An 18,130-nucleotide genomic window follows, 5' to 3' on the forward strand; every position below is an offset into this window, starting at 1 on the left:
CTAAAGGAGCAGGGAAAGTTGAGGTGTCCATGAGCGAAAACCCATCCGAGATGGCTTTCTTCTCCGCCCGCGCACGCATCGCGGTGCCCTCGCGGCTTGCCGACGCAGTGACGGAGGCGATCGCCGCAGCGGTTTTCGACGGGCGGCTGGTGCCGGGCGATCCACTGCCTTCCGAAGGCGAGATCGCCCGCGAGTTCGGCGTCAGCAAACCCATCGCGCGGGAGGCATTGCGTCAACTGTCTGGCGCCGGACTCGTCCAAACCCAGCAGGGGAAGGTGGCGCGCGTGAAGGCGCTCAATGGCGAGCCGCTGGAACGCTTCTACGGCTTTGCCGTTCGCTCCAGCCTGCGCCGCCTGCGCGAGGCCAACGAGATGCGCCTCGTCGTTGAAGCGGGCATAGCCAGGCTTGCAGCGCAGCGCCAGCACCCGGAAGGGCTGAAGGCGATGGCCGATGCGGTGGCGGATATGCAGCGCGCCCTGGGTGACCCGGACGCCTTCACCGCAGCAGACATCGCCTTCCACCATGGCCTGGCGCTGGCAACCGGCAACATGATGATCCGGGTGCAGATGGAGGGTCTCCGCTCCGTCCAGCGCGAGGTCTCGGAGCTCTTTTCCAGCCGAAGCAACCGCACCAGCGCCGACTGGGCGGCGACGGTGGAGCGGCATCGTGACATTTATTCCGCCATCGAAGCCGGAGATCAGGATCGTGCGGAGGCCATGATCACCAGGCACTACGAGGCGGCCGACATCGCTTCGCTCGAGGTCGCCGGCGCGCCGGCGGAAGGGGGCGGGCAGTGACGGGCGGGGGGCGCTTCTCGCTTGCCGGCCGCAAGGCGCTGGTCACCGGTGCCAATAGCGGCATCGGACGGGCAATCGCTCTGGGTCTCGCCGAAAGCGGCGCTGATTTGGTGGTGCACCATCTTGGCGATGATGAGGGCGCATTGGACACCTGCCGGCGGACTGAGGCGCTCGGCCGTTCCGCCCATGCCGTGGAGGCCGATTTCACAGTGAGCGGCGCAGCCGTCCTTCTCGCCGGCACTGTGCTGGAGGAGCATGGGAATATCGACATCCTCATCGCCAATGCCGCCATTGAGCGCCGCTCGCAATGGAGCGCGCTGAGCGAATCCGACATCGAGGCGCATGTCACGGCGAACTTTAGCTCCCTTCTGCTTCTTGCCCGCACCCTCTTGCCACCGATGATCGAGCGCGGCTGGGGCCGGGTCGTGGCGATCGGCAGCGTGCTCGCCGCAAGGCCGCGCGCCGAGACGGTGGTTTACGCATCCTTGAAATCCGCCCAGCTTACCGCCATCCGCGCCCTGGCGCGCGACGTCGGCGCCAAAGGCGTCAACATGAACGTTGTCTCGCCTGGAGCGATCGAGACCGAGCGCAACAGCGAGCGCTACGCCGACCCCGCCTTCAGGCGGGCCGTGGAGGCAAAAATCCCGATTGGCCGGGCGGGCCGCCCGGACGATTGCGTCGGTCCGGTGCTGCTTTTGTGCAGTGACGCAGGCGCCTACATCACCGGTGCGAATATCCCCGTCGATGGCGGCTGGTCCATCGGTGATGCTCCTGGCAACGCGGGCGTCACGGCATGAGCAGGCGGCAGGACATTGACGTTCTCTACCACGCCCAGGACGTGGTCGGCGAAGGTCCGCTGTGGGACGCGACGGGCGCTTGCCTCTGGTGGGTGGACATTGTCGGAAGGGCCATCCGCAGGCTGCAACTGTCCACCGGCGCCTTCACGAGCTTCGGTTCCGCCGAGCCGCCGGCCGCGCTCGCACTTTGCGACGACGGCTCGCTGATTGTCGCGGCGGGCACCGGCTGGTCGCAGCTCGATCCTGTGTCGGGCGTGCAATCGCTGATCGCGCAGGCGCCGGTTGCGACTGGCGGCTGGCGCATGAATGACGGCGTCGTCGATCCCGCCGGCCGGTTCTGGACGGGCTCCATCGACGAGCCCAGGGGCAGCGGCGCCGACGGCAAGCTCTTCGTGTTCGACAGGGATCGCGCCACCCAAATCCTGGACGGCCTTCTCATCCAGAACGGCATGGCGGTATCTCCGGACGGCGGCACGCTCTACCTGTCGGACAGCCATGTCTCACGGCGCGTGATCTGGGCTTTCGATTTCGATGTCGAAAGCGGTGCGCTGTCCAATCGGCGCATCTTCCATCAGTGCGAGCACGGCCGGCCCGACGGGGCGGCAGTCGACAGTGAGGGCTGCTACTGGTTCGCAGCGATCGATGCCGGCGAAATCGTGCGCCTCGATCCCGATGGCATTCTGATGACGTCCATCCCGCTTCCGGTCACCCGCCCGACGAAACCTGCATTCGGCGGGCCCGATCTCTCCACCCTCTATGTCACGACCATGCGCAATGGCCTCGACGAGAACGAACTTGCGCAGCAGCCGCTGGCCGGCGCCGTGCTGGCGTTGGATCCCGGCGTGCGCGGCTTGCCGCAGACCTTCGCCAGGGCGCCTGGGCGAAGCACATCCAAATAACCTGAAACTGGGAGGAAAAGACATGAAAACGCGACTTGTAATACTGGCCACTTCGACTGTCCTGTTCGGTCTCATGGCCGGACCGGTCCTGGCCGAAGATCTTCGCTTCACCGTGTGGACCGGCAGCGAGGCGCATCTGAAGATGCTGAACGAGATCGCCGAGAGCTTCAAACAGAAGCATCCTGACGTGAATGTCCAGTTCGAGACGATCCCCGCCGCTGATTACACGCAGAAGCTCACCTTTCAGCTTGCCGGCGGCAACCCGCCCGATCTCGGCTGGATGATGGAAGACGCGGCGCCCACCTTCGCAGCTGCCAACGTCCTGATGGATCTCGGCCCGACCCTGAAAGCTACGGAAGACTACGACTACGCTGATTATTCGGAAGCCGCGATGGGCCTGTGGACGGATGGCGAGACGGTCCACGGCGTTCCCTTCTCCACCTCTCCGTTCATGATCTTTTACAACGAGACCCTGTTCGACGAGGCGGGGATTGAGACGCCCCTGGAACTTGCCGAAAAAGGCGAGTGGAACATGGAGAAGTTCCAGGAGGTCGCCAAGACCATCAAGGAGAAGACCGGCAAGTGGGGATTCGAGTTCAAGGACGGGCAGGGATATGATTCCCGCATCATGCACGCCCTCATGCCGCCTATCCGCGCCTATGGTGGATACGCCTGGGCAGATGGCGAATGCGGCTTCGACGATCCCGAGGCCGTGGCGGCTGTGGAGCAACTCCACGGAATGGTCTTCAAGGACACGTCCATCGTGCCGCCGGGCGAGCAGGGCGATTATTTCTCCGGCTCTTCGGCCATGACCATTAACCAGATCTCGCGCGCCTCCAAAATGTCGGAGGCAGGCTTCGACTGGGGCATTGCGCCGCTGCCTTCCGGCCCCGCCGGCGAGGCGCCGGTGATCGGCCAGGCCGCCATCGTGGTGTTCGAGCGCGGTGGCAAGAAAGATCTCGCGGCCGAGTTCGTCGCCCATATGACGAACAAGGAGAATGTCGCCAAGATGGCCCAGTTCTTCCCGCCTGCGCGCAAATCCGTGCTCGACAGCGCGGCCTTCACTGAAGCCAACTCGATCATTCCGGCCGATCAGATGGTGCATGTGAGCGAGGCCATCGCCAATGGCAAGGTTCTGCCGAGCCATGAGCGCAGCCCGCAGATCCTCGCCGCCATGGCGCCAAAAGTCGATGCCCTCTGGCGTGCCGATGCCGATGTGAAGCAAGCGCTGGAAGGCGTTTGCGCGGCGGTCGAGCCTCTGCTCTAGCGGCGAGCCGATGGCCAACACCCTCACCGATCATGTCTCGGCGCGCGGCTTGCGCGCGCCGAGGTTTTCATTGCGGCAGCGCGAGGCCATCGAGGCCTGGCTGTTCGTAAGCCCGACCGTCGTCGGCTTCATGCTCTTCTTTCTCGGCCCGCTGGTCGCCGTCGTCTATTTCAGCCTGACGGAATGGAACCTGCTGACCCAGCAGTCCACCTTCGTCGGGGTGGAGAACTATGTCGACGCGCTCTCTCGCAATCCCGACTTTTGGCACGTGCTGCGCAATTCCTTCGTTTTCGCCCTTGGGCTCGTGCCGCTCAACATGTCGCTCGCCCTGATGCTGGCGCTGGCGCTGTCGCGACCGTTCCGCGGCGTTGTCTTCTTCCGCACCATCTTCTTCGCCCCGGTGGTGACCTCCGCGGTGGCCTGGGCCATCGTCTGGAAGTTCCTGCTGCAGGGCGAGGCCGGAGCGGTCAACCAGCTTCTGGCGATGGTGGGCATAGACGGTCCCAATTGGCTGCGCGAGCCCGACTGGGCGATGGTTGCCGTCATCGTTACCCGCGTCATCAAGATGGTTGGCCTGAACATGATCCTTTACATCGCAGCGCTACAGGCAATTCCCCGCGACTACGAGGCGGCGGCGCGGCTTGAAGGCGCTTCCAGCTGGCAGATCTTCCGCATGGTCATCTGGCCGCTTCTGGCGCCCACCACGCTGGTCATCTTCGTCATCACCATGATCGGCTCATTCAAGGTGTTCGACCACATCTACCTGATGACCGGCGGCGGCCCGGAAAACGGCACCCTCGTGCTTGCCTTCTACATCTACGAACAGGGCTTCAAGTTCTTCAATGTCGGCTATGCCTCCGCGCTCGCCATGATCATGTTTGTCATCGTGCTGGCGCTCACGGTCGTGCAGATGATCTTGCGGCGGAGGGACATGCAATGACCTTGACCACCCGCCAGGCCCGGCTCATCTCGCGCACCTGCCTGACATTGGCGCTGCTCGTGGTTGCGGTGCCCTTCGTCTTTCCATTCTTGTGGATGGTCTCGTCCGGTTTCAAAAGCGCGACCGAGATCTTTGGCCAGCCAAGCCTTATCCCGCGCGTGTGGCGCTGGCAGAACTACGTCGAGGTGTTCGAGTATCAGCCCTTCGCGCGGCAATATTTCAACTCGCTCTACATCGCGGTCACGGTCACCGTGCTCACCCTGATAATCTCGTCGCTAGCCGGCTACGCGCTTGCCCGGATGCGCTTTGCCGGGGCGGGACTACTGATGCTGTTCCTCGTTTCGGCACTCATGGTGCCGGAGGAGGTGACCATCATCCCGAACTTCTTCCTCATCCGCTGGATGGGGCTCATGGACACGCACGCGCCGCTCATCCTCCTGCCGGTCTTCGGCTCGCACGGGGTGATGGCCACATTCCTGATGCGGCAATATTTTCTCGCCATCCCCAAGGAGCTGGAGGAGGCGGGCAAGATGGACGGGCTGTCGCGCTTCGGCATCTGGTGGCGCGTGGCGCTGCCCATGTCGCGGCCGGCGCTCGCCGCCGTCTCCATCATCACCTTCCTCTTCTCATGGAACCTTTTCCTCGAGCCGCTGGTGTTCATCAGTTCGCTCGAACGTTTCACCCTGCCGCTGGCGCTCAGCAACTTCACCGATTCCTACGGACTGCCGCTCTGGCATCTGCAATTGGCGGCAACCAGTCTCGCGGTGGTGCCGATCCTGATCGTCTACCTGATCGCGCAGCGCCAGATCATCGAAAGTTTCGCCCTTTCGGGCGTCAAGGGATAGAGCAATTCCAGGAAAAGCGGGCACCGGTTTTTCCGTCCGGAATTGCGACAAAACAAACGATCTAGCGCCGGGACGGCCAAGGACAGAACGCATGACCAGTCTGCAGCTTCACAATCTCAAAAAGCGCTTCGGCTCCACGGAGGTGATCCGCGGTGTCGACCTTGCCATCGAGGACGGCGAATTCGTCGTCTTCGTCGGCCCGTCGGGTTGCGGCAAGTCGACACTCCTTCGCATGATCTCCGGTCTGGAGGACATCACGGAGGGCGAACTTTATATCGGCGACCGGCTGATCAACGACGTGCAGGCCGCCCAACGCGGCGTCGCCATGGTCTTCCAGTCCTACGCGCTCTACCCGCACCTGACCGTCAGGCAGAACATGGGTTTCGGGCTGAAGGTGCGCAAAGTGCCGGCGGACGAGGCAGAGCAGCGGGTGAATGAGGCGGCCGCTTCGCTCAAACTGGAAGCTCTGCTCCATCGCTATCCGAGGGAGCTTTCGGGCGGACAGCGCCAGCGTGTTGCGATCGGCCGCGCCATCGTGGGCCATCCGCAGGTCTTTCTCTTCGACGAGCCGCTTTCCAATCTGGATGCGGAGCTGCGCGTGCATATGCGTGCCGAGATCGCCGCGCTCCACAAGAAGCTCGGCAATACGATGGTCTACGTTACGCATGATCAGATCGAGGCGATGACGCTGGCGGACAAGATCGTCGTCCTGCGTGACGGCCTGATAGAACAGGTTGGTACACCGCGTGAGCTCTACGAGCGCCCGGGCAATCTGTTCGTCGCGCAATTCATTGGCAGCCCCCGCATGAACGTCCTGCCTGCAGCTTCAGTCGAACGGCAATTCGCAGCGTACGGACTGAAGATCGGCTCCGCGCATGGGGTGGGCATGCGGCCCGAACATCTCTCCGTCGTCTATACCGGGGCGGGAATGCTGCGCGGCACGGTGCTGATCAGCGAATACACGGGCGCCGCGACGCTGCTCCATATCGAGCTCGAAAGCGGCGAGACCGCGTTGGTGATCCATAACGGCCAGAACACGCCACAGGTCGATGACGCCGTGGCCCTGGCGATCGACCCGGAGAATCTGCACTTCTTTGATGAGAAGGGCCAGGCGATCCGGCCTCTGCGACGCGCCGCCTAGCAGACCTCTCGAGAGGTTCGTCCAGCGCTCCGGTGTCAAACGATCAAGATGACTGCACCGAGGGCATACAGGATGAGAATGGCGACGCTTTCGAATCCGATGCGGCCGGGCCCCACCGTCTCGCGTCGCAAAAGCCCCAGGAGCAATGTGCCGGTCATCAGGATCGCCAGCGCAACCGTGAAGACGTTGTCACTGTTGAACTGGTGGTAGAGCGAGCCCTCGCGATAGGCCACGTCCGAGAAGGCGATGAAGAGCGTGTCGAATGCGTTCCCACCGATGATGCCTCCCACCGCCATCGTCAGCGCACCTGCCCTGACTGCCGCGACAGAGGTGACCAGCTCCGGGAGCGAAGTGGAGATTGCGGTGAGAAGGCCGCCGACCGCGGTCTCGGCAAGACCCGTCTGCCGTGCGAGGGATATTCCGAACTGGCTGATGCCATACCCGGCACCTGCGGTGATCGCCGCCAGCCCCAGGAACTCGGCTGAAATCCGGAAGGCAGATTGCTGCACACGCCTACCCTTGCCCTCATCATCGGAGTCCTGTGTCTGGGACGTGGCACGCGGCGCCCACATGGGATGCGTCCGGGCCCTGTTGATCAGATGGACGCCATAGGCGTAGCCGCCAAGCATCAGCACCGTCGCGGGATGGACGCCGAGAATGGTGATCTGGGGCCCCGACATTGCGATCAGCGGGATCGACAGCAGGGAGACCAGTAAAGCGCCCTGGGTGAGGTTTGCGGCGGATGCCGCCGCGTGCTCCAGATTCGCACGACGGTAGAACGTGTCCGCCACGACGAGGAAGGCGGTCTGCGCAGTGATGCCTCCTATGGCGTTCGATATCGACAGCACCGGATGGCCCTGCCAGGCGGTGACGACGGAGGTGATGATGCCGGGCAGCGAGGTGCTCCCGCCGAGAAGAACCGCTCCGACCAGCGCCTCACCCAGCCCCGTCACGTCGGCAATCATGTCGGCGCGCTTGGCAAGCAGCGTGCCGGCGACGGCGATGAGGGCAGCGCAGAAAACGAAACCCCCCAGCGTCAGCCAAATGCTCTCGATACCGAAAGGCATGGCCGCTCCTCATTTCGAACCCGGAATATCGACGTCCTCCTGCAGCGTATCCCTGAGATAGAGCTGATTGACGACAACGTATAGGATAACGGTGAGTGGTGTGCCGAGGAGGACCCCCAGCGGGCCGAAGAGCACACCGAAGGCGAGGAGCGCAAAGAGGGTTAGCACCGGCGGTAGATCTACGGTCTCCCTTTGGACGAGCGGCATGACGACATTGCTTTCGATCTGCTGGACGGCAACGTAGAGCCCGATTACCCAGAAGATCATGTTGCCTCCCTCCGAAAGGGCAAGCAGAAGTGCAGGCACCGCGCTGAGGATCGGACCGACGATCGGTACGAACTCGGACAGGCCCGCCAGCAACCCGAGCGCCAAGGCTGACGGCATGCCGATCAGGTAGAGGCCGAGCGTGATGAGGGCGCCGACGATCGCCATTGAAACCAACTGCCCGAGCAGCCAGAGCCGGAGTGCGCGGCCTGCGTTTTCGAACGTATCTGACGTATTGTCCCGGAGGCGCGGGGGAACAAGCTTGAGAATCCCCCGCCGGTATTGCCGGGGGCGCGCCGCGAGGTAGATTCCCGCCACGAGGACAAGCACGAAATTGGTCAAGGCGCCGACAAGCACGGATGTGTAGCCGGCCACCTCAGAGGCCACGTCGCCCCTGCCGGCAAATTGGGTCGCCCGTTCTGTCAGTCGTTCATAAAGGTCATCGACGCCGATGCGCTCGCCCAGACTGGCAATCATCTCCGGCAGGCGCTGTACGAGGCTTGACGCTTCGCTCGCGATCTGCGTGCCGAGCAGAAAGAAGAAGCCGCCCATCAGGGCGGCTATCGCCAGGATGGAAAGGATGAGCGACCAGGGTGCTTTGACCGGCGTATTGTCTTCGAGCGCCTTGGCACCGCTGCGTAGAATGACCGCCACAACGATGGCACCGAAGAACAGCAGAAGCACATTCGAGAGCTGCCACAAAAGAAGAGCACCCACGATGACGGCGCCCACGACAAGGCTCGTTCTCGTCAAGGTGGCCCAACTCGGCATCGGTCGCTTCGCCGTCTTTTCCCTCACTGTCTCTCCTACCTTTCGTATCTGCGTATGTGCCTCCCACCGCCATCACTGCCAAGCGCAACTTCTCGGCCATTCCTTTTGTTTCTCCGCGCGTTCGGAACTCCGCCGCCTATTCCAGTTCAATTCGGCCAAGCGACAGGGGAAGGAGATCCGTTGGGACCAAGTGAAAGAGCAGTGGGCGAAGTGCAAAGCTAAGGCGAAACAGCAATGGGCCAAGCGCACGGATGACACCTCGACCGGGCGGAAGCAGTCTGAACCTTCTCGGAAATGGAGAACCTGCGCGATTTCGGCGATACCCAAACCATCTTCAGGCTCGACAGAGGCGCTGGAGCGCGACCGCTTCCAGCGCCTGTAAAATAGGCGTGCGCGAGGAGCCCCTTGCTCGCGCACGTGACCACATGGAGATGGTCGGCGATCCGCAACCGACCGTACAATCTGGTCGACCGAACGCGAGGCTCATCGTACGCCGCCGCCGCTACAAACCAAGGACTCTAGCGGCGGCTCTCACGCTCGGTCTATAACCGTAACAACATGTGACGCGATATGTTTCGACAGCGTCGGCAAATTTTTCCATTGAGGGGCTAGGCGTGCGGCGGCTGGGATATTGGGACTCTTCCAATCAGGCCGCCAAGGCGCTCAGAACCGGGGGCAACTCCCGGCAAGGCGATTGAACCGCCGCGCGAAACTATCGTTCCTTGCCTCGCCTCTGCAACGACGCCTCACCTCTGCAACGAATTCACTGCCGATCCTTGCAGAGATCCGGACGCGCCGGCGACTCAAGCGCCGCAACGCTTCTCCTTAGCCCGGTATTTGGTGATCAGCGCCGCAGGCGAGGGCTCTACGATCGCGGCCGAATTGCTCGCCTCTACGGAACAAGAACGGGCCGCACCAGTTCCGAAGAGATCGGCGAAAGACATGGAGCAGGATATGAAGGTGTTGATGGCCGCCACGGCAACTGCACTGGCCGTGGCTCTGGCCCCCCCGATAGGCATGGCGGCGGCGGATCGGACATTCAGTGATGTCGACGCCGACGGGAACCTGGAGCTGAACGAATCGGAGTTCGAGCAGGTCAGCCGCAGCGCCTTCGATGCCTGGGACCTGAATGGCGATCAGCGCCTCATCAAGGAAGAGTTCTACAGAGGACTGTTTGCGGCGTGGGACTCTGATGAGGATGCCGATATTGGGGAGGAGGAGTATCGCACCGGACACAGTCTCTGGTTCGGCGGTGAAGTGGAGCCTGATTTCGCCGAGATTTCCGGCGGCCACAATACGATGACCCGCGATGAACTCGCGTCCGGTCTTGCTGAGGCCGACATTCTGGCTAAGGCCGAAATGCTGAGCGGCTTCGGAGCCGGTGAACCCGGTGTCGGCTGGGCCGCGTTCCACTCGGCACTTTTCGAGGTCTATGACCAGGATGACGATGGCATGGTCACGAAAGATGACTTTGCCGCCTTCGAAGACACATTGGTGACGAATGTCGACAATGGCGAGCAGGTCGCAGCCATCGGTCAGCAGGATGCCGTCCACGCCGAGGTTGTCGCCCTGTCGGAGTGGCGCGCCACCGAGCTCTATGCCGACGGAATCAGCGTCGAATACCTCATAGACGAGGCCGAGGTGTACGGTCCCGGCGGCGACGAGATTGGAAGCCTTGAGAATGTGGTCTTTTCACAGGATGGCCGGGTGCTGTCGATTGTCGCCGAGGTTGGCGGTTTCTGGGATATCTTCGACACGCATGTGAACGTTCCGTGGGACGAAGCAGATTATCTGGGCGACGGACTGACTATTCCCGTGACCGAAGAGAACGTCGAGGACTATTCCGTCTTTGAAACCGGATATCTAACCACAACTGGCGCGGTAACGGACACGGCCGTCGTGGAGGATGACCTGGCAACAGGGCCGAATGCCTTCCGCGGCACGGATCTAATCGGCGATTACGCCCGTATCCGTGAAGACCGCGATGACGACGGGTTGTCCAGCTTCGGCTATGTCAACGATCTCATCATCCGCAATGATGAGCTCGCGGCAGTCGTGGTGAGTCCTGATCCGTCCTTCGGCCTGGAGGGCCCCTACTATGCCTATCCCTATTACCCCAATGCATCGGCCCTGGGGCCCTATTACGACATGCCCTACTGGGAGGAGCAGGTCGCTCAGGCAAAGCCGTTGGACTATGACGAGTTCGAGGAGTGACCGGATTGTCGCCAGTTTCGTACTCTGCTGCCTGCCATAGGCCGCGGAGCGCAGGGCAAAGGCGTTCCAACTGTCGGAGAGACGCATGAAGCACAGCTTTAACCTCATGGCGACCTTCGCGCTTGGCGCAGTGGCGGCCTTTCCTTTGCCGGCCTTCGCGCAGACTTCTCCGGGATCGGATGAGTGCCCGGCGGCCGAGCTTTCGGCGGGCGCCGCCGAAATCGAGCGGGGGATCGGTGATCGCCGTCTGGCCGAGGCCCAGGGCGAGGTCCTGATGCGCATCGGACCGAGTTTTTTCTGTGAGAGCAAATATCTGGTGCCGGCGGGAGGCACGGTCGAGCTTCAGGAGTGCGAGCAAGATTGGTGTCTTGTAGCCTACGGAAACGAAATCGGCTATCTGCCTGTTCTCGCGCTCGACCGCGTGCCGGACAGAGCACCGGACGTAGACGACGACTGAACGCCCGTCCGCAAAATACCATAGCTGCGGGATCTCGAACGGCTTGATGGTGCGCAGGTCCGGGGGCCTTCTCCGGCAAGCGACTGGCGGCCTGGAGAAATGATGCTTAAACGACCAACCGGAATCCTCACCTGCCAATGTGTGTCCAGACGCGCTTTTTTAGGGGGCGCCGGGGCTGCTGCGCTCCCCCCGCTGTCCGGCTGCAACTACCTGCCAATCGATCTTGTCTCGGACGAAAAGGTTGAAGCCATGGGCCTGCGAGCGTGGGAGGAATTGATGGCGGCTTCACAGCCGAGCGATAACCCCGCCCTGCAAGAAATGGCCGACCGTGTTTCGGGCAGGCTTCTCGCCGCCGCAGGGGAGGCGCCGGAAAATTGGGAGATACTGGTCCTGGAGCGGCCGGAAATCAACGCATTCGCGCTGCCGGGAAACAAGATTGGCGTCTTCGAAGGCATGTTCCGCGTTGTCGAGACTGAAGATCAGCTTGCCGCGATCATCGGGCATGAAATCGGTCATCTTGGTGCCGAGCACAGCCAGGAAAGGATGAACACGCAGCTTCTCACAGACCTCGGACTACGCGCTCTCACTTTCTTGCTTCAGGCCGGCGAGGTGCAGTACGCCTCCGAAATCGCTGCCGCACTCGGGATCGGCGTTGAATACGGCGTCGTTCTGCCTTATTCGCGTCGGCAGGAACTGGAGGCTGATCGCCTTGGGCTAATCGCCATGGCGTCGGCCGGATATGACCCCCGATCAGCGGTCGCGCTGTGGCGGAGGATGGATGCCGTGGGTCGATCGCGCACGCCCGAGTTTCTAGCTACCCATCCTGCTCCCGGATCGCGGATCGAGGCCATTGAAGCGATGCTGCCCGATCTGATCTAGCGGGCCGAGATGTTTAGCAAGGGCCCCCTGGTCGCGCGGGTATTTGGAGAGGGAGTTGGATGGCAGCAACGGTCGTTCTTTCCATTCTGGGCGGTCTCGCCCTGCTGATAGTTGGGGGCGAACTTCTCGTTCGCGGCGCGGTCCAGACCGCCGCGCGGCTGGGCGTGTCGCCTCTGGTGATCGGCCTGACACTGGTCGGCTTTGGCACGTCGACACCCGAACTCGTGACTTCGGTCCAGGCCGCGCTCAGCGGGTCGCCCGGTATCGCCTTCGGCAACATCGTCGGTTCGAACATCGCCAACATCCTGCTCATTCTCGGAACCGCGGCTGTTCTGACACCGATCCTCGTGACCGCGAATGCTCTCAGGCGCGACAGTGCGGTCATGGTCGGCGCCGCCATCCTTTTCGCTGTGATCGCTGCGCTCATGCCGCTGGGACGGCTCGTCGGAGCGATCTTCGTCGCCGGCCTGGCCGGCTACATTTTCCTCGCGTTCCGCCAGGAACGGCAGCACGATGGGGCCGATCACGGGGCTATCTACGACAAGAGCCTGGCCGCTCAGAACGTCGACCCGGGCCTCATTCCTGTCTCTGCGCCACAGCGTCCGATTGCCGTTTCCTTGCTGATAGCTTTGGCGGGACTGGCGCTCGTGGTGCTGGGCGGCTACTTCCTGGTCGGAGGCGCCGTCGGCCTCGCCCGGTCCATGGGCATCTCCGAGACCGTTATCGGCCTCACCATCGTCGCGGTCGGCACCTCAATGCCGGAGCTCGTAACCTCGGTGATGGCAGCACTGCGGAAGGAGACCGACGTCGCGTTCGGCAATATTGTCGGCTCGAATATCTACAACACCCTGGGCATCGGAGGTATGACAGCGCTGCTTTCGCCAACGCAGGTCCCGGCCGAACTGGTGCGGTCCGACAACCTCGTCATGGTTGCTGTCTCGCTGATCCTGGTCGTCTTTGCCTATACCGGCATGCGCATCAGCCGCCGCGAAGGGGCGCTGCTCGTTGTAGCTTATGTGGGCTATATTGCTTGGCTCTGGCCATAGATGATCAGTCTGGGCCATGATCCCGAAAGCCAGGCGGAAAGATGGTGGTCAAGGATGGTGGTCCTGGAGACACCGCAAGTAAGCACCACGTACCACAAGGTATCTTCCCCTTCCGAGAGCTGGTCCCGTGGTTCGATGAGGCAGTTGTTGGGACGTAGCAGTCTGCGGCGGTGCGCCCGTCGCACCCCGCCAACAGGCGGGGTGCAGAACCTCTTGGCTGAACATGCAGGTCAGTCGGCGGCATCCGTTTCGGTCTGGTCCTGATTGTCGCCCGTCGCCGAAGTGGTGTCGTCCGCTGCGATGCCCGTTTGCATCTGGTCGTAGTCGAACTCCTCCAGTACGGCGATCTCTTCGCCGGTGTAGGGCAGGTTATAGCGCGGATAATATGACGGATTAGCCCTATATCCATAGTAGGGATAGGCATAGTAGCCGGGCCGTCCATACGCTGCGGCATCGATCACCACGGCGCTGATCGTACCATCGTTCACAACCAGGTCGTTGACATAGCCATAGCGCGCGTTCTCGCTGAGATAGGCATAATCCCCGATGAGATCGGTTGCCTTGAACACCATTGCCCCCGTCTCAAGGTCATCGTCAACCTGAGTGATCGTTTCGGCGTCGGTCTCAAAGAAGAAGCCGGTCTCGAAAATCGAGTAGTCCTCGACGGTCTCTTCCGTAACCGGAACCGTCATCCGGGCCGCGTCTGCGGAAAGCTCGACCTCTTCCCAGGGAATGGCGACGTGTGTATCGCCGATGTCCAGGAAACCGCCGATCTCGGCAATCACGGCAAGGACCTCACCTTCGTCGCTGAAGATAAAGTTCTCGATGCTGCCGATCTCCTCGCCCGTGGCGCCGACGACATCCGTCTCGTCGATCACTCTCTCGACGCTCCAACCTGAGGCATACAGGGGATCATAGTTCCACTCACTCAGTACCATCACGTCCTCGGCGGCCGGCTGCTCCTGCGCCGCCTGATTCTGCTGCTGATCCTGGGCGAATGCTTGCGCGGCAAAGGTGACCGCGAGCAGACTGGCTCCATATGACAATGTCTTCATAAACGCCTCCTCATGGATGAATCCGGTTCTTGGCGGGCGCCAGACTGCGGCGCCTCAGCGCAAACCGTTGCCCTTCCAACCTGCGACAGAGTTCAAAGTTCCAGATTCCCACCCGGGCAGACGCCCTCGTGCCGGCGTTGGACCGGTTGCCCCGGCTGAAGCTTTGGGCATCAGTCGGAAACTCGATCTCTTCCTCTTCGCGTCATCTCGTGCGGGATGTCCCGCTCCCGTTCCGAACGCGGAACGTTCGCGGGTCTGCCGCGTTGAGTATAACTACGCAAGGTCCCTTGGGTCATACACGGCAACGGCAAGGAGCAGGAATGGGTGGACGGCACATACTGTTACTGTTGGCGATCCCGGCCTATCTGGTCGGACCGGCGAGTGCCCAGGACGGGCCCGGCACCGGTGCCTCAAACGTGCTTGTCGAGGTTACGGACCGCGACAATCTGCACATCTCACGACTGAACATCAGCGTGGAGGATCTCCGGGGAATGACGGTTTACGGCGCCAACAACGAACAGATCGGCGACGTCGAAGAGGTGCTGGCAACACCCGATGGACGCGTCGCCGCTGTGACGTTGGACGTCGGCGGCTTTCTAGGAGTCCGCGAGAGGACCGTGGTGATTTCTCTGGATCAGATCGAGCTGGACGGTCTGCGCATGGTTCTCAACATGACCAAAGAGGAGGTCGAGTCGCTCCCCGAATGGGGAGGCTGAACCCGGGAATGTTGAGAACGCAACCGGAGCGGCAGCGGTAACATGGTTCGCGTCATCCGAGCTGGGTTGCTTGACAGCGGTCGTCTTTCTCGCCCTCGCCGCTTTGCTGCCGGTCCTTCAGTTTGACGTGTGGTGGGTACGGCTCCTCGAATTCCCGCGCATTCAGATGGCCGCAGGACTGGTTCTGTGTATCGCGACCTTGGCGATCACCTCACCCGATTCGGGTTGGAAGACCGCCATCGTGCTTGTTATCGGGCTCGTGGCGTCGCCTACGACAGCTGTAAGCTGGCACCGTTCCTTCCGGTGGGAGCAGTGAAGCAAGGGCGGTGCAGAGTGCCCGGACAACTCTCGACTTCGCAACTTGATCGCCAACCTGCAGGCGGCAAGCGAAAATGCGTCTTCACTATTCAAGCCTGATCCATTCTTCGCGATGGAAACGGATCAGTGGTGGGACAGGGTGCTCGACGGGCTTTCAACTAACTTTAGGTCGCACGTAAAGCAGGTCGCCGTCGCCAAAAGCCGCTTCGGGGTTCACCTGTTCTCCAACCTTGCCCCTTCTTCTGCCGAGATCCGTTTTCGGGTTGGGGACGGCATTCCGTCGGTTTTCGCGACGCTTCAGCTAACAAATGGTGCCAAGGTCGGATTTTCAGGGGCTGCATCCCAGGCCGCCCTTGCGCGCAAACGGTTCAAGCCTTTGCGATGGAGGGGTTTGCAGCAAGGCCGCCCCCTTTCCCGATGCCTGGCACATGCTCGAAGCTTCAGGCTAGGCGGCCGCCCAAAGGTCACCATATTGTAGCGCCCGGTCGTACATAAGGGCCCTTTGCACTTCTGACACTCGACGCAATGCTCTGACCACTGTCCAGAACAACGGAGCAAGTCGATGACCCCAACCAAACTCCTGATCGGCCAGATTGCCGTGGTATTCGCCATTGTCATCCTTGGCGTCTGGACCGCAACCCAATGGTGCGCCCACATGCTCGACTATCAGGGGCAACTCGGCAGGCCTTGGTTCATGGTGACCGGTTGGCCGATCTACAGGCCCTGGAAACTGTTCGAGTGGTGGTTCAAATTCGAAGCATATGCGCCGGAAGTCTTCAACAAGGCCGGCATGCTCGCAGCGGCCAGCGGCTTCATGGGTTGCGCCGCCGCCATCGCTGGCTCGCTGTGGCGGGCGCGGCAGCGCGGCTTGGTCACAACCTACGGCTCTTCGCGCTGGGCGACGAATCGCGAAATCCAACAGGCGGGACTGTTTCGACCAGTTGGCGTTTTCCTCGGTAGACTGCAGGATCGCTACTTGCGCCATGACGGCCCCGAGCATGTCATGGCCTTTGCGCCAACGCGCTCGGGCAAGGGCGTGGGTCTCGTCGTGCCGACACTTCTTTCCTGGACAGGCTCGGCGGTAATTCACGACATCAAAGGCGAGAACTGGCAACTGACAGCGGGTTGGCGGTCGAAATTTTCGCACTGCCTTCTGTTCAACCCAACCGATCTGAGGTCGGCACGCTACAATCCGCTCTTGGAAGTGCGCAGGGGACCTCACGAAGTTCGCGATGTACAGAACATCGCCGATATACTGGTGGATCCCGAAGGCGTCCTGGAGCGGCGTAACCATTGGGAGAAAACGAGCCATGCACTGTTGGTCGGAGCCATTTTGCATGTGCTTTATGCAGAAGAGGAAAAGACGCTCGCCCGTGTGGCAACATTTCTGTCCGACCCGCAACGCTCCTTTGCCGAGACGCTGGACCGGATGATGGCGACAAATCATCTCGGCACGGCCGATAAGCCCGAAGTCCATCCCGTCGTAGCCTCGGCAGCACGCGAGGTGCTGAACAAGTCTGAAAACGAACGCTCCGGGGTCCTGTCCACGGCCATGAGCTTCCTCGGGCTCTATCGCGATCCTACCGTGGCGGCGACGACATCGGCCTGCGACTGGCGCATCGCCGATCTCATGGACGGGAACTGTCCGATGTCGCTTTATCTCGTGGTGCCACCTTCGGACCTCTCCCGCACCAAACCGCTGGTGCGACTGGTTCTCAATCAGATCGGCAGGCGACTTACGGAGCGATTGGAGGGCGATCCGAAGAAAAGCCGGAAACACCAACTGCTCATGATGTTGGATGAGTTCCCGGCGCTGGGTCGCCTAGACTTCTTCGAAACTGCGCTTGCCTTCATGGCCGGGTATGGCATCCGCGCCTATCTGATAGCGCAGTCACTCAACCAGATCTCGAAGGCCTATGGCGAGAACAATGCCATCCTCGACAACTGCCATGTGAGGATTGTCTTTTCCTCCAATGACGACCGCACGGCCAAGCGCATCTCGGACGCGCTCGGTATGGCGACGGAACTGCGCGCTATGCGCAACTATGCCGGCCATCGCCTCGCACCTTGGCTTTCCCACGTGATGGTGAGCCGTCAGGAGACGGCACGTCCACTGCTGACGCCGGGCGAGGTGATGCAGTTGCCTGCAGCCGACGAACTGGTGCTGATCTCTGGGTTGCCGCCGATCCGCGCCAACAAGCTGCGTTACTATGAGGACAGGAACTTCAAAGAGCGCGTGCTGCCTTCGCCGATCCTGCGTGATGGTCCGTATGCAGACCGTCCTGCGCCGCGATCTGACGCTTGGAGCGGCCAGGTGCGTGGTGTGGACCGTCGTCTTGCTACGCACGACGAGCGTGCTGAAGTCTTCTGTGACGACAACGACGGCGTCCAACAGCAGTGTCAGTCGGGGCTTCCTGGAGAAGGCAAAGCGGCGTCCAAAAAGCCCGACCAGGGCGACCTTTTCAAGCCGGTGGAGGATGACGGCGAGGCGGTCGCGGACAAGCAGGTTCTGGATCGGTTTACCAATGCAGCGAAGGCCTACGGCCTCAATGAGGGTATGGGCAAGGACAAAGACATCTTGCCAGGCTTCTGACAGTTCCGCAGCCAGGCGTACCTGAGCGTAGATAAGGGCCATAAGCGATTCCGGCCTTCCGAGG

The 18,130-nt window shown here is 61.8% G+C and carries 17 protein-coding genes and 1 pseudogene; 15 read left to right on the forward strand and 3 right to left on the reverse strand.

The features are described 5' to 3' along the window. The first annotated feature begins 29 nt into the window (after positions 1-29). The 7 genes from NTH_RS13570 (at position 30) to NTH_RS13600 (ending at position 6,686) form a co-directional block, all read left to right on the forward strand. A complete protein-coding gene (locus tag NTH_RS13570; RefSeq protein WP_338530506.1) occupies positions 30-797 on the forward strand; it encodes a FadR/GntR family transcriptional regulator in 768 nt (255 codons plus the stop codon). Next, complete coding sequence (locus tag NTH_RS13575; protein ID WP_338530507.1) at positions 794-1,594, forward strand: SDR family NAD(P)-dependent oxidoreductase; 801 nt, start codon at positions 794-796, stop codon at positions 1,592-1,594. Before NTH_RS13570 ends, NTH_RS13575 begins: the two co-directional genes overlap by 4 nt. Further along, complete coding sequence (locus NTH_RS13580) at positions 1,591-2,493, forward strand: SMP-30/gluconolactonase/LRE family protein (protein ID WP_338530508.1); 903 nt, start codon at positions 1,591-1,593, stop codon at positions 2,491-2,493. Before NTH_RS13575 ends, NTH_RS13580 begins: the two co-directional genes overlap by 4 nt. A gap of 22 nt (positions 2,494-2,515) precedes the next feature. Next, the gene (locus NTH_RS13585; protein WP_422392396.1) at positions 2,516-3,760 is read left to right on the forward strand and encodes an ABC transporter substrate-binding protein; all 1,245 of its coding nucleotides are present in this window, start codon (positions 2,516-2,518) and stop codon (positions 3,758-3,760) included. 10 nt (positions 3,761-3,770) lie between these two features. Then, positions 3,771-4,700, forward strand: coding sequence for a sugar ABC transporter permease (locus NTH_RS13590; protein ID WP_338530509.1), 930 nt, complete (start codon positions 3,771-3,773; stop codon positions 4,698-4,700). 2 nt (positions 4,701-4,702) lie between these two features. Beyond that, positions 4,703-5,545, forward strand: coding sequence for a carbohydrate ABC transporter permease (locus NTH_RS13595; protein ID WP_338531913.1), 843 nt, complete (start codon positions 4,703-4,705; stop codon positions 5,543-5,545). A 91-nt stretch (positions 5,546-5,636) separates the two neighbouring features. Beyond that, positions 5,637-6,686 (forward strand): ABC transporter ATP-binding protein, encoded by a 1,050-nt coding sequence (locus NTH_RS13600; RefSeq protein ID WP_338530510.1) that lies wholly within the window; start codon positions 5,637-5,639, stop codon positions 6,684-6,686. Positions 6,687-6,721: 35 nt separating this feature from the next. Here the strand turns inward: NTH_RS13600 and NTH_RS13605 are convergent, their stop codons facing one another. Together NTH_RS13605 and NTH_RS13610 are read right to left on the reverse strand one after the other, a co-directional pair. After that, a complete protein-coding gene (locus NTH_RS13605) occupies positions 6,722-7,753 on the reverse strand; it encodes a sodium:calcium antiporter (protein WP_338530511.1) in 1,032 nt (343 codons plus the stop codon). Between the two features lie 9 nt (positions 7,754-7,762). Further along, positions 7,763-8,749, reverse strand: a complete 987-nt coding sequence (locus NTH_RS13610; RefSeq protein ID WP_338530512.1) for an AI-2E family transporter — start codon at positions 8,747-8,749, stop codon at positions 7,763-7,765. Here NTH_RS13610 and NTH_RS13615 point away from each other — a divergent pair. From NTH_RS13615 to NTH_RS13635, 5 genes are all read left to right on the forward strand, one after another. Next, positions 8,736-9,170 carry a CsbD family protein gene (locus NTH_RS13615; protein ID WP_338530513.1) on the forward strand — a complete coding sequence of 145 codons (435 nt, stop codon included), beginning with the start codon at positions 8,736-8,738 and terminating at the stop codon, positions 9,168-9,170. The two genes, NTH_RS13610 and NTH_RS13615, sit on opposite strands and share 14 nt — an antisense overlap. 572 nt (positions 9,171-9,742) lie before the next feature. Then, positions 9,743-11,002 carry a PRC-barrel domain-containing protein gene (locus NTH_RS13620; protein ID WP_338530514.1) on the forward strand — a complete coding sequence of 420 codons (1,260 nt, stop codon included), beginning with the start codon at positions 9,743-9,745 and terminating at the stop codon, positions 11,000-11,002. A gap of 85 nt (positions 11,003-11,087) precedes the next feature. Continuing rightward, positions 11,088-11,459, forward strand: a complete 372-nt coding sequence (locus NTH_RS13625; protein ID WP_338530515.1) for a hypothetical protein — start codon at positions 11,088-11,090, stop codon at positions 11,457-11,459. Between the two features lie 102 nt (positions 11,460-11,561). After that, positions 11,562-12,338, forward strand: a complete 777-nt coding sequence (locus tag NTH_RS13630; RefSeq protein WP_338530516.1) for a M48 family metallopeptidase — start codon at positions 11,562-11,564, stop codon at positions 12,336-12,338. A 59-nt stretch (positions 12,339-12,397) separates the two neighbouring features. Then, the gene (locus NTH_RS13635; protein WP_338530517.1) at positions 12,398-13,384 is read left to right on the forward strand and encodes a calcium/sodium antiporter; all 987 of its coding nucleotides are present in this window, start codon (positions 12,398-12,400) and stop codon (positions 13,382-13,384) included. Between the two features lie 230 nt (positions 13,385-13,614). On the opposite strand, the gene NTH_RS13640 is transcribed toward NTH_RS13635, so the two are convergent. Beyond that, entirely contained in the window at positions 13,615-14,439 is an 825-nt protein-coding gene (locus NTH_RS13640) for a PRC-barrel domain-containing protein (RefSeq protein ID WP_338530518.1), read from the reverse strand. A 320-nt stretch (positions 14,440-14,759) separates the two neighbouring features. Here NTH_RS13640 and NTH_RS13645 point away from each other — a divergent pair, with 320 nt between their 5' ends. From NTH_RS13645 to NTH_RS13655, 3 genes and pseudogenes are all read left to right on the forward strand, one after another. Continuing rightward, a complete protein-coding gene (locus tag NTH_RS13645; protein WP_338530519.1) occupies positions 14,760-15,155 on the forward strand; it encodes a PRC-barrel domain-containing protein in 396 nt (131 codons plus the stop codon). A gap of 358 nt (positions 15,156-15,513) precedes the next feature. Then, positions 15,514-15,951: pseudogene (locus tag NTH_RS13650) on the forward strand (hypothetical protein); the annotation flags it as partial. An 84-nt stretch (positions 15,952-16,035) separates the two neighbouring features. Then, positions 16,036-18,066, forward strand: coding sequence for a conjugal transfer protein TraG (locus NTH_RS13655; protein WP_338530521.1), 2,031 nt, complete (start codon positions 16,036-16,038; stop codon positions 18,064-18,066). Positions 18,067-18,130: the final 64 nt, after the last annotated feature.

This window comes from Nitratireductor thuwali (genome assembly GCF_036621415.1).
Taxonomy (GTDB): Bacteria; Pseudomonadota; Alphaproteobacteria; order Rhizobiales; family Rhizobiaceae; genus Chelativorans; species Chelativorans thuwali.

Bases quoted from the DNA above. Each gene is read 5' to 3' on its own strand.
- NTH_RS13580 (WP_338530508.1), top strand. From the start codon at position 1,591: ATGAGCAGGCGGCAGGACATTGACGTTCTCTACCACGCCCAGGACGTG.
- NTH_RS13590 (WP_338530509.1), top strand. From the start codon at position 3,771: ATGGCCAACACCCTCACCGATCATGTCTCGGCGCGCGGCTTGCGCGCG.
- NTH_RS13605 (WP_338530511.1), bottom strand. From the start codon at position 7,753: ATGCCTTTCGGTATCGAGAGCATTTGGCTGACGCTGGGGGGTTTCGTT.
- NTH_RS13615 (WP_338530513.1), top strand. From the start codon at position 8,736: ATGACGGCGCCCACGACAAGGCTCGTTCTCGTCAAGGTGGCCCAACTC.
- NTH_RS13630 (WP_338530516.1), top strand. From the start codon at position 11,562: ATGCTTAAACGACCAACCGGAATCCTCACCTGCCAATGTGTGTCCAGA.
- NTH_RS13620 (WP_338530514.1), top strand. From the start codon at position 9,743: ATGAAGGTGTTGATGGCCGCCACGGCAACTGCACTGGCCGTGGCTCTG.
- NTH_RS13635 (WP_338530517.1), top strand. From the start codon at position 12,398: ATGGCAGCAACGGTCGTTCTTTCCATTCTGGGCGGTCTCGCCCTGCTG.
- NTH_RS13655 (WP_338530521.1), top strand. From the start codon at position 16,036: ATGACCCCAACCAAACTCCTGATCGGCCAGATTGCCGTGGTATTCGCC.
- NTH_RS13640 (WP_338530518.1), bottom strand. From the start codon at position 14,439: ATGAAGACATTGTCATATGGAGCCAGTCTGCTCGCGGTCACCTTTGCC.
- NTH_RS13645 (WP_338530519.1), top strand. From the start codon at position 14,760: ATGGGTGGACGGCACATACTGTTACTGTTGGCGATCCCGGCCTATCTG.
- NTH_RS13585 (WP_422392396.1), top strand. From the start codon at position 2,516: ATGAAAACGCGACTTGTAATACTGGCCACTTCGACTGTCCTGTTCGGT.
- NTH_RS13600 (WP_338530510.1), top strand. From the start codon at position 5,637: ATGACCAGTCTGCAGCTTCACAATCTCAAAAAGCGCTTCGGCTCCACG.
- NTH_RS13570 (WP_338530506.1), top strand. From the start codon at position 30: ATGAGCGAAAACCCATCCGAGATGGCTTTCTTCTCCGCCCGCGCACGC.
- NTH_RS13625 (WP_338530515.1), top strand. From the start codon at position 11,088: ATGAAGCACAGCTTTAACCTCATGGCGACCTTCGCGCTTGGCGCAGTG.